Here is an 18,989-nt window from a genome sequence, read left to right as displayed (position 1 = left end):
CGAGTGCACAGTCGCGGATAGGATCCGCTCCTACACTCCGTAGCTAAGCCGGCGCCGCTCCCGGCGGCATCTCCGATGTACCGACGCCTTCCGGCGCCGTGCCGGTATTCGCGGCGACCTTGCTCGGCGCGGCGATGCCCGCCCAGGCGCGGATCGCGGTTGCATGCTCTTCGACCAGACGCCGCCCTTCGCGAATCGCCTCTTTCGCTCGATGAAAATCCATCAGCGCGAAATCCTCCAGCAGCGGCACCAGCGTGACTTCAGGCGGATCGCCGGCCATGCGGCTGCGGGTGATGCGGTCCTGCATGATATTGACGCTGGACGCGACGACGTCGAAAAAACTCGGGTTGTCGCTGGTGCTGCTGGTGAAGTACTCGCCGGCGCGTTGCCAGAAACTGCGCTCGATTTTCGGCACGGCTTCGGTGGCCGCTTGCTCGCCGTGGCCGACCATCGACACGTGCGCGCCCACCAGCTGCGCATTCAAGTTCACGGCGATGACGATGTCCGCTCCCAGCGCACGCGCTGCCGACACCGGCACCGGATTCACCAGGCCGCCGTCGAGCATCCAGCGATCCTCGAACTTCACCGGCGAGAAGATGCCGGGGATCGCGCAGCTGGCGCGCGCCGCCGGCAAAATCGGCCCCTTCGTGATCCAGATTTCGCGGCCGGTCTTCATGTCGGTGGCGACGCTGACATAACGCCGTTCCAGCGATTCGATCAGCGGATTCTTGTGCACTTCCTCGAAGAAGCCGAACAGCTTCTGCCCCTTCACCATGCCGCCGGACAAGGTGAAATCGAGCAGGCTGAACACGTCGCGCGAGCTGAGCTTCTGTACCCACTCGCTGAATTCCTTCAGCTGACCCGACACGTAGACCGCGCCGACCAGTGAGCCGATCGAGGTGCCGGCGATCACCTGCGGACGCACGCCGATTTCTTCCAGGCCTTCGAGCACGCCGATGTGCGCCCAGCCGCGTGCGGATCCGCTCCCAAGCGCGATACCGATCACCGGCGGCTTGGCGGGGTTGATGGGACTCGATGCCATATTCTGTCGCCCTGCTGTAACGGGGAGAAACAATCGCCGCCGTGAAAACGAAAAAGCCCCGCCAGCTTATCGCCGGCGGGGCCGTTGTGCTGGAGCGGCTTAGCTGCTGGCCTTGGCTTCCAGCGTATTGGTCACGCTCTTGACGCCCTTGGTCTTGGCGACCACCTGCTCGGCGAGTTCGACCTGCGCCTTGTTGTCGACACTGCCGCTCAGCGTCACGACGCCGTCCTTGGTCTCGACATGGATGTCCAGCGCACTGAGGCCTTTCTGCGCGGCGAGCTTGGTCTTGACCTTGGCGGTGATCGCCGTGTCCTTGGTAGCCTGGCCGGCGGCATCGAGATTGGCCTCGACCTTGGCGCCGGTGGTGGCTTCCTGGGCGGTGGCGGCGAGCGGCAGCAGCGCGCCGGCGGCGAGAACGGCCGCAGCCATCATCGCAAGCGTGGGAATGTTTTTCATATTGGTCTCCTGTAGGTCGGCGCGGAGCCGGTGGCCCCGCGGGTCACGGCGCACAGTCTCGCGGACCTCACTGAATCTGCTGTGAATCCGTACGATCAGAACAGCTCGCTCTGGCTTTCCGCCGGCTCGGGCTCGCTGAAGTTGCCGAGGCCGACGCCGACGAGGCGGTAACGCGTGGCATCATCCAGCTCGACCTTCGCGCGTAGTTGCAAGGCGAAACCGACGAAGCTCTCCAGGCTGGCCGGCGGCGTCGGCGGGGTGTAGCTGCGCGTCAGGATGCGGAAGTCCGCAGTCTTCAATTTGAGCACCACGGTGCGGCCGACGCGCGGTGTCTTGCGCGACGCGTCCCAGGCCTTTTCCGCGAGTTTCTCGATATGCGGCGCCAGCTCCGACAGCGGCAGATCCTGCTCGAAGGTGTCTTCGGCCGAGATCGATTGGGTCGGCCGGTCCGGCTGCACGCGGCCGTTGTCGATGCCTTGCGAGAGCTGATGCAGACGCGCGCCGTAACGGCCGAATCGCTGCTCCAGTTCGCCGAGCGCGACTTGCTGCAACTCGCCGCACAGCGTGACGCCGAGCGCGGCAAGTTTCTCGCCCATGACCTTGCCGACGCCGGGCAAACGCGCCACCGGCAGGCTCGGCATGAAGGCGGCGACTTCCTCGGGACGGATCACGAAAAGCCCGTCCGGCTTTTTCCAGTCCGATGCGATCTTTGCCAGGAACTTGTTCGGCGCGACACCGGCCGACGCAGTCAGCGACAGCTCGTCGCGTATCGATTCGCGTATCGCCTTGGCGACCTTGGTCGCGGTCGGCAGTTCGGTCTTGTTCTCGGTGACGTCGAGATAGGCCTCGTCCAGCGACAGCGGCTCGACCAGGTCGGTGTGGCGCAACATGATCTCGCGCACCGCGCGCGACACCGCGCGATAGCGCGTGAAGTCCGGCGGCACGAACACCGCGTCCGGGCACAGGCGCTCTGCTCGCACCGCCGGCATCGCCGAGCGCACGCCGTAAGTGCGCGCTTCGTAGGAGGCTGCGCAGACCACCGATCGCGCGCCGCGCCAGGCGACGACCACCGGCCGGCCGCGCAAGCTCGGATCGTCACGCTGCTCGACCGACGCGTAGAACGCGTCCATGTCGACGTGGATGATCTTGCGCAAGACCGCCTCGCGGCCGTCAGCGCGGCGTCACCGCGGCGCGCTGCGCGGTGATCGGCAAGCCCGCGACGCGCTGCATCTCCGCCGTCTGCAGCAGGGCAGGATTGTCCAGCCATGCCATCAGCAGCGGCGTCGAATCATTGCCCCAGAACACCTCGTCGCCGACGACCAGGCTCGGCACCCCGAACACCTGCTTGGCGACCGCCAGATCGTAGTGGTCGCGCAGCGCCTGCTTGACCGGCGCGGCCGAGACGGCCGCGGCGATGTCGCTGATGCCGAGTTGCAACGCGAGCGGTGCCAGCGCTTCGACGCTGTCGCCGGCGCGGCCGTCGCGCCAGATCCAGTCGAAGATCGCGGTGATCGCCTCCGGCGTGCTGCCGGCGGCGATGCACAGGCGCAGCGCCGGTACCGGATTGAACGGATGCGTCGGCGGGAAGCGCAAGGTGCGGCCGGCCTGCTGCGCCTGCCACAGCGCCATGCGATAGGTGAACACGCGCTTGGCCGGCATCTCCGCCGGCCCGACCGTGCCCAGATGATCGAGCAGCGCGCCGAACAGGATCGGCCGCGGCGTAACGGCCACGCGGCCCTGCAGCGCGCGAATGCTCGGCCACTGCAGGTAGGAAAACGGCGAGACGAAATCGAAGAACCAGTCGGCTTGCATGCTGTGCTCCGCAGGGTAAAGCGGAAGCATAGCGCCGGCTTGAGTCTTGAACGTCATTCCCGCGAAGGCGGGAATCCAGGAGACGTCAGGGCCGCACTGGATTCCCGCTTTCGCGGGAATGACAAGGAGCGATCAGTACAACAACCGCGTCTTCAGCGTGCCCGGAATCGCCGACAGCTTGTCCTTGAGCGTCTCGGCCTGGTCTTCGTTGGCGGACACGTCGATGACGACGTAGCCCACTTCGCCGGCGGTCTGCAGGAACTGCGCGTCGATGTTCACCGCCTCGGCCGAAAACAGGTTGTTGATCTGCATCAGCATGCCCGGCATGTTGCGGTGGATGTGCAGCAGGCGGCGGCTGGTCGGGTGCTCGGGCAGCGACACTTCCGGGAAATTCACCGCCGACAGCGTCGAGCCGTTGTCGCTGTAGCGGACCAGCTTGGCCGCCACTTCCAGGCCGATGTTCTCCTGCGCCTCCAGCGTGCTGCCGCCGACGTGCGGCGTCAGGATCACGTTGGCCAGGCCTTGCAGCGGCGACACGAACGCGTCGGCATTGCCCTTGGGTTCGACCGGGAACACGTCGACCGCGGCGCCGCCGATCTGGCCGCTCTTGATCGCCTCCGCCAATGCCTCGATGACGACGACGGTGCCGCGCGAGGCGTTGATGAACACCGCGCCCGGCTTCATCGCCGCGAACTCCGGCGCACCGATCATCCACTGCGTCGACGCGGTCTCCGGCACATGCAGCGTGACGATGTCGCTCCTGGCCAGCAGCTCGCCCAGCGAAGCCGCCGGCGCCGCGTTGCCGAGCGCCAGCTGGGTTTCGATGTCGTGAAAGATCACGCGCATGCCCATGCTCTCGGCGAGCACCCCGACCTGGGTGCCGATGTGGCCGTAGCCGATGATGCCCAGGGTCTTGCCGCGCACTTCGTAGCTGCCGACCGCCGACTTGGACCAGCCGCCCTCGTGGCACTGCTTGTCTTTCTCCGGAATGCGGCGCATCAGCATGATCGCCTCGGCGATCACCAACTCGGCGACGCTGCGCGTGTTCGAATACGGCGCGTTGAACACCGGGATGCCGCGCGCCTGCGCGGCGCCGAGCGCGATCTGGTTGGTGCCGATGCAGAACGCACCCACCGCCATCAGCCGGCGCGAGTTCTGGAAGATCTCCGGCGTCAGCTGGCTGCGCGAGCGGATGCCGACGATATGCGCGGACGCCACCGCCGCGGCCAGCTCGGCCTCGGGCAGCGATTTTTCATGAAACTCGATGTTGCTGTAGCCAGCGGCGCGGAACGTTTCGAGCGCGGTACGGCTAACGCCTTCGAGCAGCAGAACCTTGATGTCCTGCTTGGGGAAAGAGGTCTTCTTCATCCGCATCACCCGGGGGGCCAGATTGGGGGCGCGCACTATGCCAGAGGGGGGCGGAGCTGAACATGTTAGGAAGCGAATAGCCCCTCTCCCACCGGGAGAGGGGTTGGGGTGAGGGCCGGGACGTGCGTGCGAACTGAGACTCCCTGATCCGGCGCTACGCGCCACCTTCTCCCGGAGGGAGAAGGGATAAGCGTCACGCCGCCAAGGTCTGCGGCTTCTTCGACGCCTTGCTGCGGCCCTTGGCGGCTGCGGCCGGCACCTGCTGCAGGCCGGCCTGGTACTGCACCAGCGTGTCGTGCACGAAGCGCAGCTTGTTGATCGCCGGCGGCGACAGCATGAACGGATAGCTGTCGGGCTGGCCGAGGCTGCGGCTGAGGTTGTTCAACGCATAGGTCAGCGCCAGCCAGCTCTCGATCAGCTGGTCGAAAGGCTGGGTACGCGCCGCCTCGGCGCTCGGCGGCGCCTCCAGCACCGGCTCGTCCTTGCGCCTGGGATCGAGCTTGAGACCGCAGGCCGCCGCGGTTTCCAGCGAGTCGACCATGTGCATGTAGTGCGCCCAGGTCTCGGCCCAGTCTTCCCAGGGATGCGAGCTGGCGTAGGTGCTGACGTAGTGGAGCTGCCAGTCGGCGGCGGCAGCGCCCTCGCGGTAGTGGCGCTGCAAGGCGGCCGCATAGTCCTCGCGCTCGTCGCCGAATAGTGCGCGACAGGCCTCGATACGCTCGGCGTCGTCCTTGATCAGCTGATCCCAGTAGTAGTGCCCGACTTCGTGGCGGAAGTGGCCGAGCAGGGTGCGATACGGCTCATGCAGCTGCAGCCGGCGCTTCTCGCGCTCCAGGTCGTCGGCCTCGGCGACATTGATCGTGATCAGGCCGTCGTCGTGGCCGGTCAGCACCGGGCCGGCCGGAGCCAGCTGGTCGCTAAGGAATTCGAAGGCCAGGCCCTTGACCGGGTCCTGCTGGCGGCTGAGCAAAGGCAATTTCAGTTCGAGCAGGCTGTAGACCAGCCGGCGCTTCGCGGTCTCGAGCTTGGCCCAGGCCTCGATGCCGCCGGGCAGCTTCAGGTTCGGCAGCACCTGGGTCAGCTTGCACGAGGTGCACAGCGTATCCTGGCAATCCGCCGGCACCGCCCAGTTGCAGACCTGGTGCTGCAGATAATTCGCGCACAGCCGATAGCGCCGGTCCTTCGACTTTGGCGCCAGCGAGCGCCACAGATCGTTTTCTTCCGGGTCGAGCGCGGCGAGTTCGCAGGTATCCGGCAGAAACGCCAGTGCGTGGCCGCAATGCGTGCAGTTGACGTTCTCGAAGAACACCGTGTTCTGGCAGTTCTGGCAATGGAATACTTTCATGCGGCACCCGATCTCGAGTCTGGTCTGTAAGGCTGGCGGCGAACGTGGCGGCCGCTTGATGCGAAACTGGCGCGCATCTGCGCAGCCGCAGACTCCGTTCTGGAATCAGCCGCGCCATGGTGAAGATCACGACTGGACTCAACATGAACAGGCAGCCCGAGCAACACCGTGATCAAAGCGCCGGCAGGCTGCTGGGCGCCGACGACCCCGATCCGGTATGGATCGCCAACGCGGCAGGCGCCTCGAACCTGCTGCTGACCTGCGATCACGCCGGACTGCAGGTTCCGGCCGCGCTGGGCAATCTCGGCGTGTCGGCTGCGGACATGCGGCGCCACATCGCCTGCGACATCGGCGTCGAGGCTTTGGGCCGGCTGCTGGCGCAGCAGCTCGACGCGGTCTGCATCGGCCAGCGCTATTCGCGGCTGGTGATCGACTGCAATCGCGAGCCGGGCAGCGAAGGCTCGATCGCCGAGATCAGTGACGGCACGACGATTCCGGGCAATCTCGGCCTCACGCCAGCACGGGCCGCGACACGCCGCAGCGAGATCTTCGACCCCTACCACGCCCGCCTCGTCAGCGAACTCGATGCGCGCCGCGAGCGCCGGCAGCCTTGCGCGCTGATCCTGCTGCACAGCTTCACGCCGGTCTGGGACGGGACCGCGCGGCCCTGGCACATCGGCCTGCTGTACAACCGCGATGCACGGCTGGCACGGACGCTGCAACAGGCTCTGCAACAGCAAAACGCGGCGGACCTGCTGGTGGGCGACAACCAACCCTATTCGGGAAGCGACGGCACCGACTACGCGCTCAACCGCTACGGCGAGGCGCGTGGCCTGCCGTATGTCGAACTCGAAATCCGCCAGGACCTGATCGGCGACAGCGACGGCCAACAGCGCTGGGCCGGGCGTCTCGCCCGGGCCTTGCCCGTCGCGTTTTCAGCGCTTTGAGCCGCGAGACCGGCATCCTTATCGACTTCAGTTTTAAGCAAGCTGCCCGGTCCATGATGGCGCCGATACACGGCATTGCGCCGTTGGCGGCGTGCTATCGGACAGCGCGTCGCGACACTACGAAAGGATGCGAACCATGCTGATTCGTCTGGGCTACGAAATGATTTTCCAGTGCCCCCAGCCGACGCCGATGATCCTGACGCTGCACGTGCATTCCTGCCGTAGCAACGATCTGGTGATACCGGACAACCTGCAGATGGAGCCGGGGGTCCCCTTTCGCACTTACCGCGATGGCTTCGGCAACGGCTGCACGCGGCTGGTGGCGCCGGCCGGGCGTTTCCGCATCACCGCCGACGCGACGCTGCGCGACTGCGGGCTGATCGAGCCGGCTTATTTCGATGCGCGCGAGACGCCGATCGACGAGCTTCCCGAAGAAACGCTGGTGTTCCTGCTGCCGAGCCGCTATTGCGAAAGCGATCTGCTGTCGCAGACCGCGTGGCAGCTGTTCGGCAACCTGGCGCCGGGCTGGTCACGCGTGCAGGCGGTGTGCGACTGGGTGCACCACCATCTGAGTTTCGGCTACCAGTACGCACGCCCGACCAAGACCGCATTCGAGGCCTACAACGAGCGCCAGGGCGTGTGCCGCGATTACGCGCATCTGGCGATCGCGATGCTGCGTGCGCTGAATATCCCGGCGCGCTACTGCACGACGTATCTGGGCGACATCGGCGTACCGAAAGTCGATGCGCCTATGGATTTCGCCGGCTGCCTGGAAGCCTACGTCGGCGACGCCTGGCACTTCTTCGACCCGCGCAACGGCGCCCGTCGCATCGGCCGCGTGCTGATCGCGCGCGGGCGCGATGCGGCGGACGTGGCGATTTCGACGTCCTACGGTCCGACGATTCTGGAGAGCTTCAAGGTGTGGACGGACGAGGTGCCGGAGCAGCTGGCTGCGGCTTGAGCGTCGCAGGTCGCGGGCAAGCCCGCTCCTACAAAGGCAGCCTGTAGGAGCGGGCTTGCCCGCGACCGAAGATATCCGCCAGCAACTACCGCTTGTTGATCCGCGCGACCAGGGCGTCCGTGAAACTCTTGGTATTCGCGCTGCCGCCCAGATCACCGGTGCGCACCTTGTCGATATTCACCGTCGCATCGATCGCCTCGCGCAGCCGCGTGGCCTTGTCGTGCAGCTTGACGTGGTCGAGCATCATCGCCGCACCGAGCATCAGCGCGATCGGGTTGGCGATGCCCTTGCCGGCGATGTCCGGCGCCGAGCCGTGTACCGCTTCGAAGATCGCCGCGTCGGCGCCGATGTTGCCGCCCGGCGCCATGCCCAGGCCGCCGACCAGGCCGGCGCACAGATCGCTGATGATGTCGCCGAACAGGTTGGTCGTCACCAGCGTGTCGAACTGCCAGGGATTGATCACCAGCTTCATCGTGCAGGCGTCGACGATCGCCTCGTCCATCAGGATCCTGCCCTGATACTTGCTCTTGTAGAGCTTGCGCGCCTCGTCCAGAAAGATGCCGGTCAGCGCCTTCATGATGTTGGCCTTGTGCACCACGGTGACTTTCTTGCGGCCAAGCGCGATCGCATTGTCGAAAGCGTATTCGAGCAGACGGCGTGAACCGGCGCGCGTGTTGACACCGGTGGCGATCGCGACCGCCTCGGGATCGTCGTCGATCGCAATGAAATGTTCGTAGCCCATGTACAGGCCCTCGACATTTTCGCGAAACACCAGCAGATCGACATTCTCGTAACGGCCACCGGGAACGATGGTCTTGGTCGGGCGCACGTTGGCGTAGAGCTTGAACGCTTCGCGCAGGCGCACGTTGCTGCTGCGATAACCGCCGGCGCTCGGGGTTTCCAGCGGGCCCTTCAGCGCCAGGCGCGTGCTGCGGATCGACTCCATCGTCGCCGGCGGCAGCGCGTCGCCGGTGGCTTTCACTGCGGCCAGGCCAGCGGTCTGCAGGTCCCACTCGAAAGGCGCTTCCAGTGCCTCCAGCGCTTTGAGCGTGGCGTCCATGATTTCGGGGCCGATGCCGTCTCCGGGAATCAGGGTGGCGCGAATGGGAGTCGTGGTCATGGCGGCTTATCCGTTGGTCGTCTTGTGCAGGCGTGTCACTCTAGCGCCGGACGACTGACTAATCGACGGGGATTTTCCGATGCGCTTGATCCAATTTTCGGCGTGCGCGGTATTGGTGCTCGCGGCCTGCACCCAGAATGCGACGAAACCCGCGCCGGTTTCCGCTGCGAAAGCTGCCGTACTCAACAACGTCAGCGAAGTATTGGCGCAGACCCGGCCCGCAGACTGGCGCGAGCCCGCGCCGGACAATCTGCTGGTGATGCAGCTGGCTACCGGCAGCGTGGTGATGGAACTGGCGCCGCAGTTCGCACCGCATCACGCCGACAACATTCGCGCGCTCGCGCACGAGCATTACTACGATGGCCTGTCGATTCTGCGCGTACAGGAAAACTACGTGGTGCAATGGGGTGATCCGGACGAGAAGCGCGAAATCAAGAGCGCGCAGCGCACGATTGCCGGCGAATTCTGGCGACCGACGACCGGCCTGAATTTCACGCCGCTGGCCGACGGCGACGTTTATGCGCCGGAAGTGGGCTACAGCGACGGCTTCGCCGCGGCGCGCGATCCCAAGCGCGGAGAAGCCTGGCTGGCGCATTGCTACGGCGCGCTGGGCGTCGGCCGCGGCATGGGCGCGGACAGCGGCGGCGGGCCGGAGCTGTACGTCGTCATCGGCCACTCGCCGCGCCACCTGGACCGCAACATCACCGTCGCCGGCCGCGTACTGCAGGGCATGGAACATCTGACGGTACTGCCGCGCGGCACCGGCGCGCTGGGCTTTTACGAAAAGCCCGAGCAATACGTGACGATCAGGAGCCTGCAGGTCGCCAGCGACATGCCCGCCGCACAGCGCCCGCAACTGCAGGTACTGCGCACCGATACCGCGAGTTGGGATGCTTATGTCGATGTGCGCCGCAACCGCCGCGATTCCTGGTTTCTGGACCCGGTCGGGCATGTCGAACTGTGCAATGTCGGCGTGCCGGTGCGGACCAAGCCGGGGTGATGCGCAAAAAAAAGCGCGAAGCCTCGCAGCTCCGCGCCTTCGACGTGGCAGGGTGTGATGGGCACCCTGCCCTTTCCTGCTTAACGACCGGTGCTGCCGGAACTTTAGCGCCAGCCCTGTGGCAAAGAATTACGGCTGCGGCTTCTTCGCCGGCTTTTTCCTGGCCGCTGGCGGCGCCGCCGTCAGACCACGACGCTCGAGCAGCGGCGCGATGATCGGATCACGGCCGCGGAAATCGCGGTACAGGTCCATCGCCTCGATGCTGCCGCCTTTCGACAGCAGATGCTCGCGATACCAGTCGCCGTTCTCGCGCTTCAGGCCACCTTTCTCCTTGAACCAGTCGTCGGTGTCGGCGACCAGCACTTCGGACCAGATGTAGGAGTAGTAGCCGGCCGAATAGCCACCGGAGAACGCGTGCGAGAAATACGTGGTGCGATAGCGTGGCGGCACCGGCGCGTAGTCGATGCCGGCCTTGGCCAGCGCGTCCTTTTCGAACGCGGCAACATCGCTGATCTTGGCCGCGTCTTCCGGCGACAGCTGATGCCAGGCCTGGTCGAGCAGGGTCGCCGCCAGATACTCGGTGGTGGCGAAGCCCTGGTTGAATTTCTCGGCGGCCTGGATCTTCTGCACCAGGCTCAGCGGCATCGCCTCGCCGGTCTTGTAGTGCTTGGCGTAGTTGGCCAGCACCTTGGGCCAGGTCGCCCACATTTCGTTGGCCTGCGACGGGTATTCGACGAAATCGCGTGGCACGTTGGTACCGGAGAACAGCGGGTATTTCACGTTGGAGAACAGGCCATGCATCGCGTGGCCGAATTCGTGAAACATCGTCTGCACTTCATCCGAAGTCAGCAGCACCGGCTCGCCGGCGGCGGGCTTGGGAATGTTCAGGTGATTGGCCACCACGGGCTTGTAACCGAACAGGTCGCTCTGATCGATGTAGGAGTTCATCCAGGCGCCGCCGCGCTTGGAGTCGCGCTTGTAGGGATCGAAGATGAAGATGCCCAGTGGCGCACCGTCGCGAAACACCTCGAAGGTGCGGATGTCCGGATGGTACTTCGGCAGGTCGCTGCGCTCCTTGAAGCTCAGGCCATACAGCTCGTGCGCGGCGTAGAACACGCCGTTGCGCAGCACGCTGTCGATTTCGAAGTAGGGCTTGATCTGGGTTTCGTCGAGGTTGTACTTCTGCTTGCGCACTTTCTCGGCGTAGTAGGCCCAGTCCCAGGCCGCTAGCTTGAACGCACCTTCGTGCTGATCGACGATCAGCTTCTGCATGGCGGCGGCTTCGCGCTTGGCATTGGCTACCGCCGGCGGCGCCAGCTGCGCCAGCAGCTTGTTGACCGCATCGGTGGTCTTGGCCGTGGAATCTTCCAGCTGGTAGGCAGCGTGGCTCGGATAACCGAGCAGCTTGGCGCGCTCGGCACGCACGCGCACGATCTCGGCGACCACCGGCTTGTTGTCGGCGTCGTTGCCGCGGTTGGCGCGCTCGATCGACGCGCGATAGATGCGCTCACGCAATGCGCGATTCTTCAGATCGGTCTCGGCCGGCTGGCCGGTGGTGTTCTGCAAGGTGATCAGGAATTTGCCTTCCTGGCCCTTGGCCTTGGCGGCTTCGGCGGCCGCGGTGATCGCGCCCTCGTCGAGGCCGTCGAGCTCTTCGCGCGTAGCGACCAGCACCGCCGAATCGTTGCTCTCCTTGAGCAGGTTCTGCTGGAACTGCGTGGTCAGCTTGGCGAGCTGCTCGTTGTAGGCGGTGAGTTTTTTCTTGTCGTCGTCGGACAGCTGCGCGCCGGCACGCACGAAGTTGGTGTTGTAGCGCTCGAGCAGGCGCAGGCTTTCCGCATCGAGACCGAGCTGGGCGCGGCCGTCATACAGCGTCTTCACGCGCGCATAAAGCTTGGTGTCGAGGTTGATCGCGTCGTTGTACGCGGACAGCTTCGGCGAAATGTCGGCCTCGATCTTGTCCAGCGTGTCGTTGGTGTTGGCGCCGGTGAGATTGAAGAACACCGCGGCGACGCGGCCCAGGGTCTGGCCACTGCGCTCCATCGCGACGATGGTGTTGTCGAACGTCGGCGGCTCGGGGTTATTGGCGATCGCATCGATCTCGGCGCGTCCCTGCTTCATGCCGATTTCGAACGCCGGCATGAAGTCTTCGTTCTTGAACTGGTCGAACTGCGGATAGTGATACGGCAGCGGGCTCAGCTCGGTCAGCGCGTTGGGCGCGGCGGCGGGCTTGGCAACAGGCACAGGCGCCGCCTCCGGAGCGGGCGTGCTGGCGCAGGCGGCCAGCCCCAGGCAGCCGGCGAAGCCGGCCGACAACAACATAGTTCTCATCGGATCCCTTCTAATTTTGAAGTGTGACCGCGCACGAAGAGCGTGCGGCGATCGTTAATGACACAGGGTCGCGGTGCGTGGTTCCACTGGAAATCACCCAACGGCCGCGCAAGGAATTACTCAGCGTCGTAGCCCGGGTGAAACCCGGGGTTTAAGTCGGGACAAGAATCCCCGGGTTTCACCCGGGCTACGGACAGCGGGAACTGCGGACCGCAATGGCGATCGCATCGGCGAGCCGGTCGAGCGCCGCCTGGTGCCCGGCGACCAGCGCATCAAAGCCCTCGCCGACCTGCTCGGACACGCGCGTCGCGCACTCCAGCGGAGGATTGCGGCCGGCGCGCAGCTCCCATTGCGCCTCCAGCAGCGCGTAGGAGTCGAGCACCGATTCGAAACGGGTGACATCGACGCTGAGCTTCAGATCATCCGCGCCGGCGGGCGCTGCGACCGAGGACAGCCGCGCGACCAGACCGTTGCGGATTTCCTGCGGCAGCGGCGCGATCCACTGCCGCGTTTCGATCAGCTCCACCCGCTGCGCGCCCTGGCGCAGCACCAGTTGCGGATAGTCCGCCGCGGCCGGCACCTTGACCGGCAGCACGTCGACGCCGGACAGGCGCTGCGGCGCGGCACCGGCATCCAGCGGCTTGACCAGGGTGTAATAGCGCACCGGCGCGGCCGAACTGCAGGCCGCGAGCGCGGCCAGCAGGGACGATGCGGCGAGAGCCTTCACGGCGTGCTTCATGGCTTGTCCTGCACAGCGGGAGGAAGGGGGGCGGCCTGCGCTCCGGGCGGCGGCGGCAACGGCGTCGGTGCCAGATCCTGCTCGCCTGACGGACGCCCGCGCAGCAGCGATTCCGGATGGCGCTGCAGGTAGTCGGCGAGCGTGCGCAGCGAGCGCGCGGCGCGACCGACTTCGTCCAGCGTGCCACGCGTATCGGTCTGCAGGCGGCCGTTGTCGGACAGCGCATCGGTGGCGGCGCCGAGCGTCTTGTGCGCCTCCTCGACGGCCTTCTGCACTTCCGGAATCACCTGGCCGTCGAGCTTCTTGACCAGGGAGTCGGCGGACTGCAGCGTGTTGTTGAGGTTGTTGCCGATCTGGTCGAACGGGATCGCGTCGAGCTTGGTGACGATGCTGCTGATCTGCTCCTGGATCTGGTCGAACTCGCCGCGCGACGTCGGCACTTCCAGCGGCGTCTGGCCGGCCGGCGGCAGCACTTTCGGCGCTTTCGGATCGAAGTCCAGCGCGATGTACAGCTGGCCGGTGATCAGATTTCCGGTGCGCAGCTGGCCGCGCAGATTGCGCTCGATCAATGCGCGGAAGAAGGTGTCCGCGGTCTTGGGCTCGCGCTGGGTATTGCGCTGCCAGCTGGCGAAAGCGCGGCCCATGCTGCGCGGATAGACGTCGATTGCGACATCGGTCCAGAAGTCTTTCTTGTCGCGATCGTAGTCCAGCTCCAGTGACTTGACCTTGCCGACTTCGATGCCCTGGAAGTCCACCGGCGAGCCGGCGGTCAGGCCGCGCGTGGTCTGGTAGAAGCGCAGCCGCAGGCGGATCGACTCGGACTCCGACGGTGCCTCGGCCGCATTGCGATCGTCGAACAGCTTGAACTGGGTGTTCTCGGCCGCCGGCTCACCGGGCTGGTCCTCGGGGAAGGGCTGGAACGCAATGCCACCGGCGATCACCGTCGCCAGCGACTGCGTGTTGAGCTTGAAGCCGGTGGCGTCGACCTGCACGTCGACGCCGCTGGCGTTCCAGAAGCGGGTATTGGTGGTGACGAACTTGTCGTAGGGCGCGTCGACGAACATCTGCAAGGTGATGCGCTTGCCGTCGGCGTCGAGGCTGCGGTCGATGATGTGGCCGACCTGGATGCGCCGGTAATAGATCGGCGAGCCGGCGTCGAGCGAGCCCAGGTCCACCGTGGTCAGCACGAAGCGCCGGCCGCGCTGGTCGTTGGTCACACCGGGCGGTTTTTCCAGGCCCTGGAACTCGCGGCGCTCCTCGGCGGAATGGCCCAGGTCGACACCGATATAGGCGCCCGACAGCAAGGTGCCCAGGCCGGAGACGCCGCCGATGCCGACACGCGGCCGCACCACCCAGAACTGCGAATCCTCGACCGCGACGATCTCGGCGTCGTGTATCAGCGACACGTGCACGCGCACGTTCTGGCCGTCGTCGGTCAGCTCGGTACGCTTGACCTTGCCGATCGGCACTTCCTTGTAGCGGATTTCGGTCTTGCCGGACTCGATGCCTTCGGCGGTCTTGAAGTCGATCGTGATCGACGGCCCGGCGCTCAGGTAACTGCGCACGCCGAGGATACCGGCGGCGACCGCGGCAATGAACGGCACCACCCAGATCACGGAAACCGTCCAGCGGCGCGGGCGGCGCACCGAGGGCTCGGGCAATTGGCTCAGATCGGGTTCGTCGGATTCGCTCATGTTTTTCTGTTGTCTGCGACAGGTTCCCGCGGGGTATCCCAAATCAGCCGCGGGTCGAAACGCCGCGACGCGAGCATCGTCAAAATCACCACCGCGCCGAACGCCACCGCGCCGGGCCGCGGCGTGGCGTCGGCCACGGTCTGGAAGCGCACCAGCGCCGCCATCAGTGCGACCACGAACACGTCGAGCATAGACCAATGGCCGACGAACTCGATCAGCCGGTAGACACGGCCGCGGCCGAGCTGGGCCCAGCGCGAACGGCGCTGCGAGGTGATCAGCAGCAGCGCCAGCATGCTGACCTTGGCGATCGGCACCAGCACGCTGGCGACGAACACGATCACCGCCAGATCCCAGGAGCCGGCGTCCCACAGCTCGATGACGCCGCTCATGATGGTGTCGTCGCGCGCGGCACCGCCGAGCGTGCGCGTGCGCAGGATCGGCAGCAGGTTGGCCGGGATGTACAGGATCGACGCGGCGATCAGCAGCGCCCAGGTGCGCGCGAACGCGTTGTGCTTGCGGTGGCGCAATGGCGCGCTGCAGCGCGGGCAAGGTGCGCCTTCGCAGTGATCGCAGAGCTTGACCACCTGGCCGCAGGCGGTGCAGGCGACGATGCCGAGATCGGTCGCGGTGATCACCACCGGCGGCGGCTGATCGCTAGGCTCGGCCATCGCAACGCTCCTCGGCGATGTCCCAGAGCTCGTGCAGGTCGTAGCTGTTGAGCCAGGTCAGCAGCAGCGTCAGCACGGCGAAACCCCACATGCCGATTTTCGGCGTGACCTCGGCCATGCCGGCAAGCTTGACCACGGCCACCAGCACACCGAGCACGAACACCTCGACCATGCTCCAGGGCTGCATCGCCCGCAGCAGGTGCATCGAGGTGTTGAACGCGGCGCCGCGCATGCCGACGCGCAGCGGCAGCAGCACGTGCAGATACAGCAGCAGCTGCAACAGCGGATAAAAGAACACGGTCAGCGCCGCCAGCAGCGCGACGAAGCCGACGCCGCTGTCGTAGGTCGCCAGGATCGCGCCCCACAGCGTGGCTTCGCGGTCGTCGTTGTTGACCTGCAGGTTCACGATCGGGAACACGTTGGCGACGATCAGCACGATCAGCGCGGCGCTGGCCAGCGCCAGCATCACGTCCAGATCGATCGGCCGGTTGCGGTACAGCGGCGCCTGGCAGCGGCTGCAGCGAGCCAGGCCGCCGGGCGCCAGCGGGCGCCGGCGGTAAACCGCGTCGCAGTGCTCGCAGATGACGATCGTGGCTTCGGACATGAGGCGCTATTTTGCCGTGACGGGCTTAACTGCGCGCCGTGCAACGGTCGAGCCAGGACGGCAGCTCGCGCATGGACGCGAACACCGCGTCCGGCGGCGCGGCGGCAAAATCCGCTGCGCCGCCATAGCCGTAGCTCAGACCGACCACCGCCATGCCGGCGGCGCGCGCGGCCTCGACGTCGTGCCGCGAGTCGCCGACCATCAGGCAGGCACCAATGCCGGCGTTGAACTGTCGTGCGAGATGCAGCAGCGGTTCGGGATGCGGCTTGCGCTCGGGCAAGGAATCGCCACCGAGCAGCGCGGCGAAATATTGGTCGACCTGCAGCGACTTCAGCAGCGGCGCGACGAAGCGCGACGGCTTGTTGGTGCACACCGCGAGCTTCAGGCCGCGCGCGGACAAGGTCGCCAGCGTCTCGGCGACGCCGTCGTACAGCCGCGTCTCGCCGATCAGGTGTTCGCCGTAGTGCACCATGAAGCGCTCGAACGCTTTCTCGAAATCGAAGTCTGATGCGGCAGTGTCGACGCCGTGATGATCCAGCGCCGCCTGCAGCAGTACGCGCGAGCCGCGGCCTATCCACGGCGCGACGCGCTCGCGGCCGACCGGCGGACGGCCGTAATCCGCCATCGCCGCATTCACCGCCAGCACCAGATCGGGCAAGGAGTCGACCAGGGTTCCGTCGAGATCGAAGATAATCAGCTGCATTCGTGGTCCACTTGTCCCGACATTCAAAAATACATCCGGCGCAGCCCCGCTGCTGCGCTCACAGGAGTCGATCGATTTTGCATCAGCCTGCTTTGTGCCCGTCACCCGCGCTGCGGCGCCTGGTGGCGGGTTGTACCGCCGCGCTACTCGCCTGGTGTCCGCTGCCGGCCTTCGCCGACTTTACCGCGCTGAAGAAACTGCAGGCTGAAGGCGCGCTGGTCACCGCCGCGATCTACGACCTCGACACCCGCGAAACCATACAGACCCTGGACCCCTCGCAGCGTCTGGCGCCGGCCTCGGTCAGCAAGATCGCGGTCGCCGCCGCGGCGCTCGACGCCTGGCCGGCGGACAAGGCCTTCCAGACGCGGCTGCTCGGTCTGGGCGGCGTCAAGGACGGCAAGCTCGACGGCGACCTGGTGCTGCAGAGCGAAGGCGATGCGACGCTCGATCATCAAAGCCTGTGGCTGCTGGTGGCGCAGCTGCGCGGCGCCGGCGTCGAGGCGATCGGCGGCAAGGTCGTCGTCAACCCGGCCTACGGCCCGCTGGGCTGCGACAATGTCGACCGCTGCGAGGCGCTGGAGCGCAGCGACACCGCGTTCAACGTGCCGCTGGCCGCGGTCGGCGTCGATTACGGCACCTGGTGCGTCTCCGTGCAGGCCGGCGCCGCCGGTGATCCGGCTGAAACGCGCGGCTGTGGCACCGTCCGGCTGCCGGTTCCGGTCGAGGGCACGATCGTCACGGTCGCCGCCAACGGCAAGAACACCTTCTGGGTCGAGCGCATGACCCGCGACGGCCAGGACCTTCTGCGCGTCGGCGGCACCATTCCCGTCGGCATGGACCAGCGCGTGTTCCGCGCGATGTCCAACCCGGCGCTCGGTGCTGGTCAGACCCTGCGCGAAATGCTGGTCGAGTTCGGCATCAAGGTCGCCGGCAAGGACGTCGCCGTGGTCCACGGCCCGCTCGCCGGCAGCTCGCACGTGCTGGCGCAGACCGAAGGCCTGGCGCTGCGCGAACAGCTCGGCCGCATGCTGCGCTACTCGAACAACTACATCGCCGACCTGCTGACCCTGAACCTCGGCGCTGCGCGGCTGGCGAAGCCGCCGGCGCAGCTCGCCGAGGCCGCCAAGGCACTGGCGGATTTCGTCGCCAGCACGCGCGAGAATTCCAAGGGCGCGCCGCCGAAACCGCCGCAGATGTTCAGCGGCAGCGGCCTGACGCCGGAGAACGAACTCAGCGCCGACGACCTGATCGGCCTGCTCGCCCACCAGTACCGCGACACGCGCAACTTCCCGGCGTTCTACGGCGGCCTGGTGGTGCCGCGCCAGGCGCCGTTCGCATTCGTGCGCCAGGGCAATGCCGACTGGCTGGACCGGGTGACCCTGAAGACCGGCACGATGAACGAGCCGCGCTCGGTGTGCGGAATCGCCGGTTACCTGCGCAAAAAGAACGGCGGCTGGATGGCCTTCGCGGTAATCGTCAACGGCGGACCGAAGCAGAAGCACGTGCCGCTGTACAAATCCATGGAAGCAGCGCGCAACGATATCCAGGCGGTGCTGGCGAAGTATTGAGGCGGCCGGTTTTCTTTCTGCCCAAACCAAAACCCGTTCGTCCCGAGTAGCCGCTTCGGCGGCGTATCGAGGGATGCGATCGCGGTCCGGTCCCTCGTTACGCGCCTTCGGCGCTACTCGGGGCGAACGGGGTTTAGTGCAATCGTCGACAAAGGCGAAAGCAGCGCAGCCCGGCCCGGCCCTTGCTTGCCACTCAGCCGGGCTGGTTGCGCATCCAGTCGGCGGTCTGGAAGAACGACGTGCGCAGGCGGCGCAGCACCGGCTCGGGCAGGCCGACCTGGAGCATCGCGTCGTTCATGCAGGCCAGCCACTGGTCACGCTCGGATTCTCCGATCGCGAACGGCAGGTGGCGCGCCCGCAGCCGCGGGTGGCCGAAACGCTGGATGTAGTGGTCCGGCCCGCCGGACCAGCCGCACAGGAACCAGTAGGTCTTGTCGCGCGAACCGGAAAGGCTCACCGGATGCAGGCTGCGCAGACCAGCGTAGGCTGGCTCGCTGTCCATGCGGTCGTAAAATGCGTCGACCAGGCCGCGCAGGCCGGTCTCCCCGCCGAGCAGTTCGAAGAGGCTGCCGGATGTGTCGATGTCGCTGTCGCTGATTTGCATATGAGAGGCATGGTAAGCCGGAACCAC

At 66.2% G+C, this 18,989-nt stretch carries 18 protein-coding genes; 4 read left to right on the top strand and 14 right to left on the bottom strand.

Features of this window, described 5'->3' with window-relative positions; all coding sequences use genetic code 11:
* Nucleotides 1-43: 43 nt before the first annotated feature.
* From rssA to ACQZF9_RS06610, 6 genes are all read right to left on the bottom strand, one after another.
* Nucleotides 44-1,042 (bottom strand): patatin-like phospholipase RssA, encoded by a 999-nt coding sequence (gene rssA, locus ACQZF9_RS06635; protein ID WP_428312468.1) that lies wholly within the window; start codon nt 1,040-1,042, stop codon nt 44-46.
* Between the two features lie 99 nt (nt 1,043-1,141).
* Complete coding sequence (locus ACQZF9_RS06630; protein WP_428312467.1) at nt 1,142-1,498, bottom strand: BON domain-containing protein; 357 nt, start codon at nt 1,496-1,498, stop codon at nt 1,142-1,144.
* Between the two features lie 95 nt (nt 1,499-1,593).
* Nucleotides 1,594-2,652 (bottom strand): DNA polymerase IV, encoded by a 1,059-nt coding sequence (gene dinB / locus ACQZF9_RS06625; protein WP_428312466.1) that lies wholly within the window; start codon nt 2,650-2,652, stop codon nt 1,594-1,596.
* Between the two features lie 16 nt (nt 2,653-2,668).
* On the bottom strand, nt 2,669-3,310 hold the full coding sequence (locus tag ACQZF9_RS06620; protein WP_428312465.1) for a 2-hydroxychromene-2-carboxylate isomerase: 642 nt from the start codon (nt 3,308-3,310) through the stop codon (nt 2,669-2,671).
* 132 nt (nt 3,311-3,442) lie between these two features.
* Nucleotides 3,443-4,684, bottom strand: coding sequence for a phosphoglycerate dehydrogenase (gene serA / locus ACQZF9_RS06615; RefSeq protein ID WP_428312464.1), 1,242 nt, complete (start codon nt 4,682-4,684; stop codon nt 3,443-3,445).
* A 187-nt stretch (nt 4,685-4,871) separates the two neighbouring features.
* The gene (locus tag ACQZF9_RS06610; protein WP_428312463.1) at nt 4,872-6,023 is read right to left on the bottom strand and encodes a zinc-binding metallopeptidase family protein; all 1,152 of its coding nucleotides are present in this window, start codon (nt 6,021-6,023) and stop codon (nt 4,872-4,874) included.
* A 143-nt stretch (nt 6,024-6,166) separates the two neighbouring features.
* On the opposite strand from ACQZF9_RS06610, the gene ACQZF9_RS06605 reads away from it, so the two are divergent.
* Complete coding sequence (locus ACQZF9_RS06605; RefSeq protein ID WP_428312462.1) at nt 6,167-6,970, top strand: N-formylglutamate amidohydrolase; 804 nt, start codon at nt 6,167-6,169, stop codon at nt 6,968-6,970.
* A gap of 136 nt (nt 6,971-7,106) precedes the next feature.
* Nucleotides 7,107-7,931, top strand: a complete 825-nt coding sequence (locus ACQZF9_RS06600; RefSeq protein WP_428312461.1) for a transglutaminase-like domain-containing protein — start codon at nt 7,107-7,109, stop codon at nt 7,929-7,931.
* Nucleotides 7,932-8,016: 85 nt separating this feature from the next.
* On the opposite strand, the gene ACQZF9_RS06595 is transcribed toward ACQZF9_RS06600, so the two are convergent.
* Nucleotides 8,017-9,051, bottom strand: a complete 1,035-nt coding sequence (locus ACQZF9_RS06595) for an isocitrate/isopropylmalate dehydrogenase family protein (protein ID WP_428312460.1) — start codon at nt 9,049-9,051, stop codon at nt 8,017-8,019.
* Between the two features lie 79 nt (nt 9,052-9,130).
* On the opposite strand from ACQZF9_RS06595, the gene ACQZF9_RS06590 reads away from it, so the two are divergent.
* Nucleotides 9,131-10,051 (top strand): peptidylprolyl isomerase, encoded by a 921-nt coding sequence (locus tag ACQZF9_RS06590; protein ID WP_428312459.1) that lies wholly within the window; start codon nt 9,131-9,133, stop codon nt 10,049-10,051.
* Between the two features lie 129 nt (nt 10,052-10,180).
* Here the strand turns inward: ACQZF9_RS06590 and ACQZF9_RS06585 are convergent, their stop codons facing one another.
* The 6 genes from ACQZF9_RS06585 to ACQZF9_RS06560 all read right to left on the bottom strand — a co-directional run bounded on the left by ACQZF9_RS06585 (nt 10,181) and on the right by ACQZF9_RS06560 (nt 16,790).
* Complete coding sequence (locus tag ACQZF9_RS06585; protein WP_428312458.1) at nt 10,181-12,382, bottom strand: M3 family metallopeptidase; 2,202 nt, start codon at nt 12,380-12,382, stop codon at nt 10,181-10,183.
* 187 nt (nt 12,383-12,569) lie between these two features.
* The gene (locus ACQZF9_RS06580) at nt 12,570-13,121 is read right to left on the bottom strand and encodes a PqiC family protein (RefSeq protein ID WP_428312457.1); all 552 of its coding nucleotides are present in this window, start codon (nt 13,119-13,121) and stop codon (nt 12,570-12,572) included.
* On the bottom strand, nt 13,118-14,815 hold the full coding sequence (locus ACQZF9_RS06575) for an intermembrane transport protein PqiB (RefSeq protein ID WP_428312456.1): 1,698 nt from the start codon (nt 14,813-14,815) through the stop codon (nt 13,118-13,120). The genes ACQZF9_RS06580 and ACQZF9_RS06575 overlap by 4 nt, the downstream gene beginning before the upstream one ends.
* The gene (locus ACQZF9_RS06570) at nt 14,812-15,483 is read right to left on the bottom strand and encodes a paraquat-inducible protein A (RefSeq protein WP_428312455.1); all 672 of its coding nucleotides are present in this window, start codon (nt 15,481-15,483) and stop codon (nt 14,812-14,814) included. The genes ACQZF9_RS06575 and ACQZF9_RS06570 overlap by 4 nt, the downstream gene beginning before the upstream one ends.
* A complete protein-coding gene (locus ACQZF9_RS06565) occupies nt 15,470-16,087 on the bottom strand; it encodes a paraquat-inducible protein A (RefSeq protein ID WP_428312454.1) in 618 nt (205 codons plus the stop codon). Before ACQZF9_RS06565 ends, ACQZF9_RS06570 begins: the two co-directional genes overlap by 14 nt.
* A gap of 25 nt (nt 16,088-16,112) precedes the next feature.
* Nucleotides 16,113-16,790 (bottom strand): phosphoglycolate phosphatase, encoded by a 678-nt coding sequence (locus ACQZF9_RS06560; RefSeq protein ID WP_428312453.1) that lies wholly within the window; start codon nt 16,788-16,790, stop codon nt 16,113-16,115.
* Nucleotides 16,791-16,867: 77 nt separating this feature from the next.
* Here ACQZF9_RS06560 and dacB point away from each other — a divergent pair, with 77 nt between their 5' ends.
* A complete protein-coding gene (gene dacB, locus ACQZF9_RS06555; protein WP_428312452.1) occupies nt 16,868-18,358 on the top strand; it encodes a D-alanyl-D-alanine carboxypeptidase/D-alanyl-D-alanine endopeptidase in 1,491 nt (496 codons plus the stop codon).
* Nucleotides 18,359-18,551: 193 nt separating this feature from the next.
* Here the strand turns inward: dacB and ACQZF9_RS06550 are convergent, their stop codons facing one another.
* Complete coding sequence (locus ACQZF9_RS06550) at nt 18,552-18,962, bottom strand: group II truncated hemoglobin (protein ID WP_428312451.1); 411 nt, start codon at nt 18,960-18,962, stop codon at nt 18,552-18,554.
* Between the last annotated feature and the right edge of the window lie 27 nt (nt 18,963-18,989).

It is taken from the genome of Hydrocarboniphaga sp., from assembly GCF_965279055.1.
In the GTDB taxonomy this organism is placed as follows: Bacteria; Pseudomonadota; Gammaproteobacteria; order Nevskiales; family Nevskiaceae; genus Hydrocarboniphaga.
The sequence above is the reverse complement of the archived record's forward strand: the minus strand, read 5'-3'. Positions and strand labels throughout refer to the sequence as shown.

Excerpts from the sequence above, each read along its gene's own strand:
- ACQZF9_RS06565 (WP_428312454.1), bottom strand. The coding sequence starts at position 16,087 with ATGTCCGAAGCCACGATCGTCATCTGCGAGCACTGCGACGCGGTTTAC.
- ACQZF9_RS06585 (WP_428312458.1), bottom strand. The coding sequence starts at position 12,382 with ATGAGAACTATGTTGTTGTCGGCCGGCTTCGCCGGCTGCCTGGGGCTG.
- rssA (WP_428312468.1), bottom strand. The coding sequence starts at position 1,042 with ATGGCATCGAGTCCCATCAACCCCGCCAAGCCGCCGGTGATCGGTATC.
- ACQZF9_RS06550 (WP_428312451.1), bottom strand. The coding sequence starts at position 18,962 with ATGCAAATCAGCGACAGCGACATCGACACATCCGGCAGCCTCTTCGAA.
- ACQZF9_RS06560 (WP_428312453.1), bottom strand. The coding sequence starts at position 16,790 with ATGCAGCTGATTATCTTCGATCTCGACGGAACCCTGGTCGACTCCTTG.
- ACQZF9_RS06590 (WP_428312459.1), top strand. The coding sequence starts at position 9,131 with ATGCGCTTGATCCAATTTTCGGCGTGCGCGGTATTGGTGCTCGCGGCC.
- ACQZF9_RS06620 (WP_428312465.1), bottom strand. The coding sequence starts at position 3,310 with ATGCAAGCCGACTGGTTCTTCGATTTCGTCTCGCCGTTTTCCTACCTG.
- ACQZF9_RS06630 (WP_428312467.1), bottom strand. The coding sequence starts at position 1,498 with ATGAAAAACATTCCCACGCTTGCGATGATGGCTGCGGCCGTTCTCGCC.
- ACQZF9_RS06575 (WP_428312456.1), bottom strand. The coding sequence starts at position 14,815 with ATGAGCGAATCCGACGAACCCGATCTGAGCCAATTGCCCGAGCCCTCG.
- serA (WP_428312464.1), bottom strand. The coding sequence starts at position 4,684 with ATGCGGATGAAGAAGACCTCTTTCCCCAAGCAGGACATCAAGGTTCTG.
- ACQZF9_RS06610 (WP_428312463.1), bottom strand. The coding sequence starts at position 6,023 with ATGAAAGTATTCCATTGCCAGAACTGCCAGAACACGGTGTTCTTCGAG.
- ACQZF9_RS06595 (WP_428312460.1), bottom strand. The coding sequence starts at position 9,051 with ATGACCACGACTCCCATTCGCGCCACCCTGATTCCCGGAGACGGCATC.
- ACQZF9_RS06570 (WP_428312455.1), bottom strand. The coding sequence starts at position 15,483 with ATGGCCGAGCCTAGCGATCAGCCGCCGCCGGTGGTGATCACCGCGACC.
- ACQZF9_RS06605 (WP_428312462.1), top strand. The coding sequence starts at position 6,167 with ATGAACAGGCAGCCCGAGCAACACCGTGATCAAAGCGCCGGCAGGCTG.
- ACQZF9_RS06580 (WP_428312457.1), bottom strand. The coding sequence starts at position 13,121 with ATGAAGCACGCCGTGAAGGCTCTCGCCGCATCGTCCCTGCTGGCCGCG.
- ACQZF9_RS06600 (WP_428312461.1), top strand. The coding sequence starts at position 7,107 with ATGCTGATTCGTCTGGGCTACGAAATGATTTTCCAGTGCCCCCAGCCG.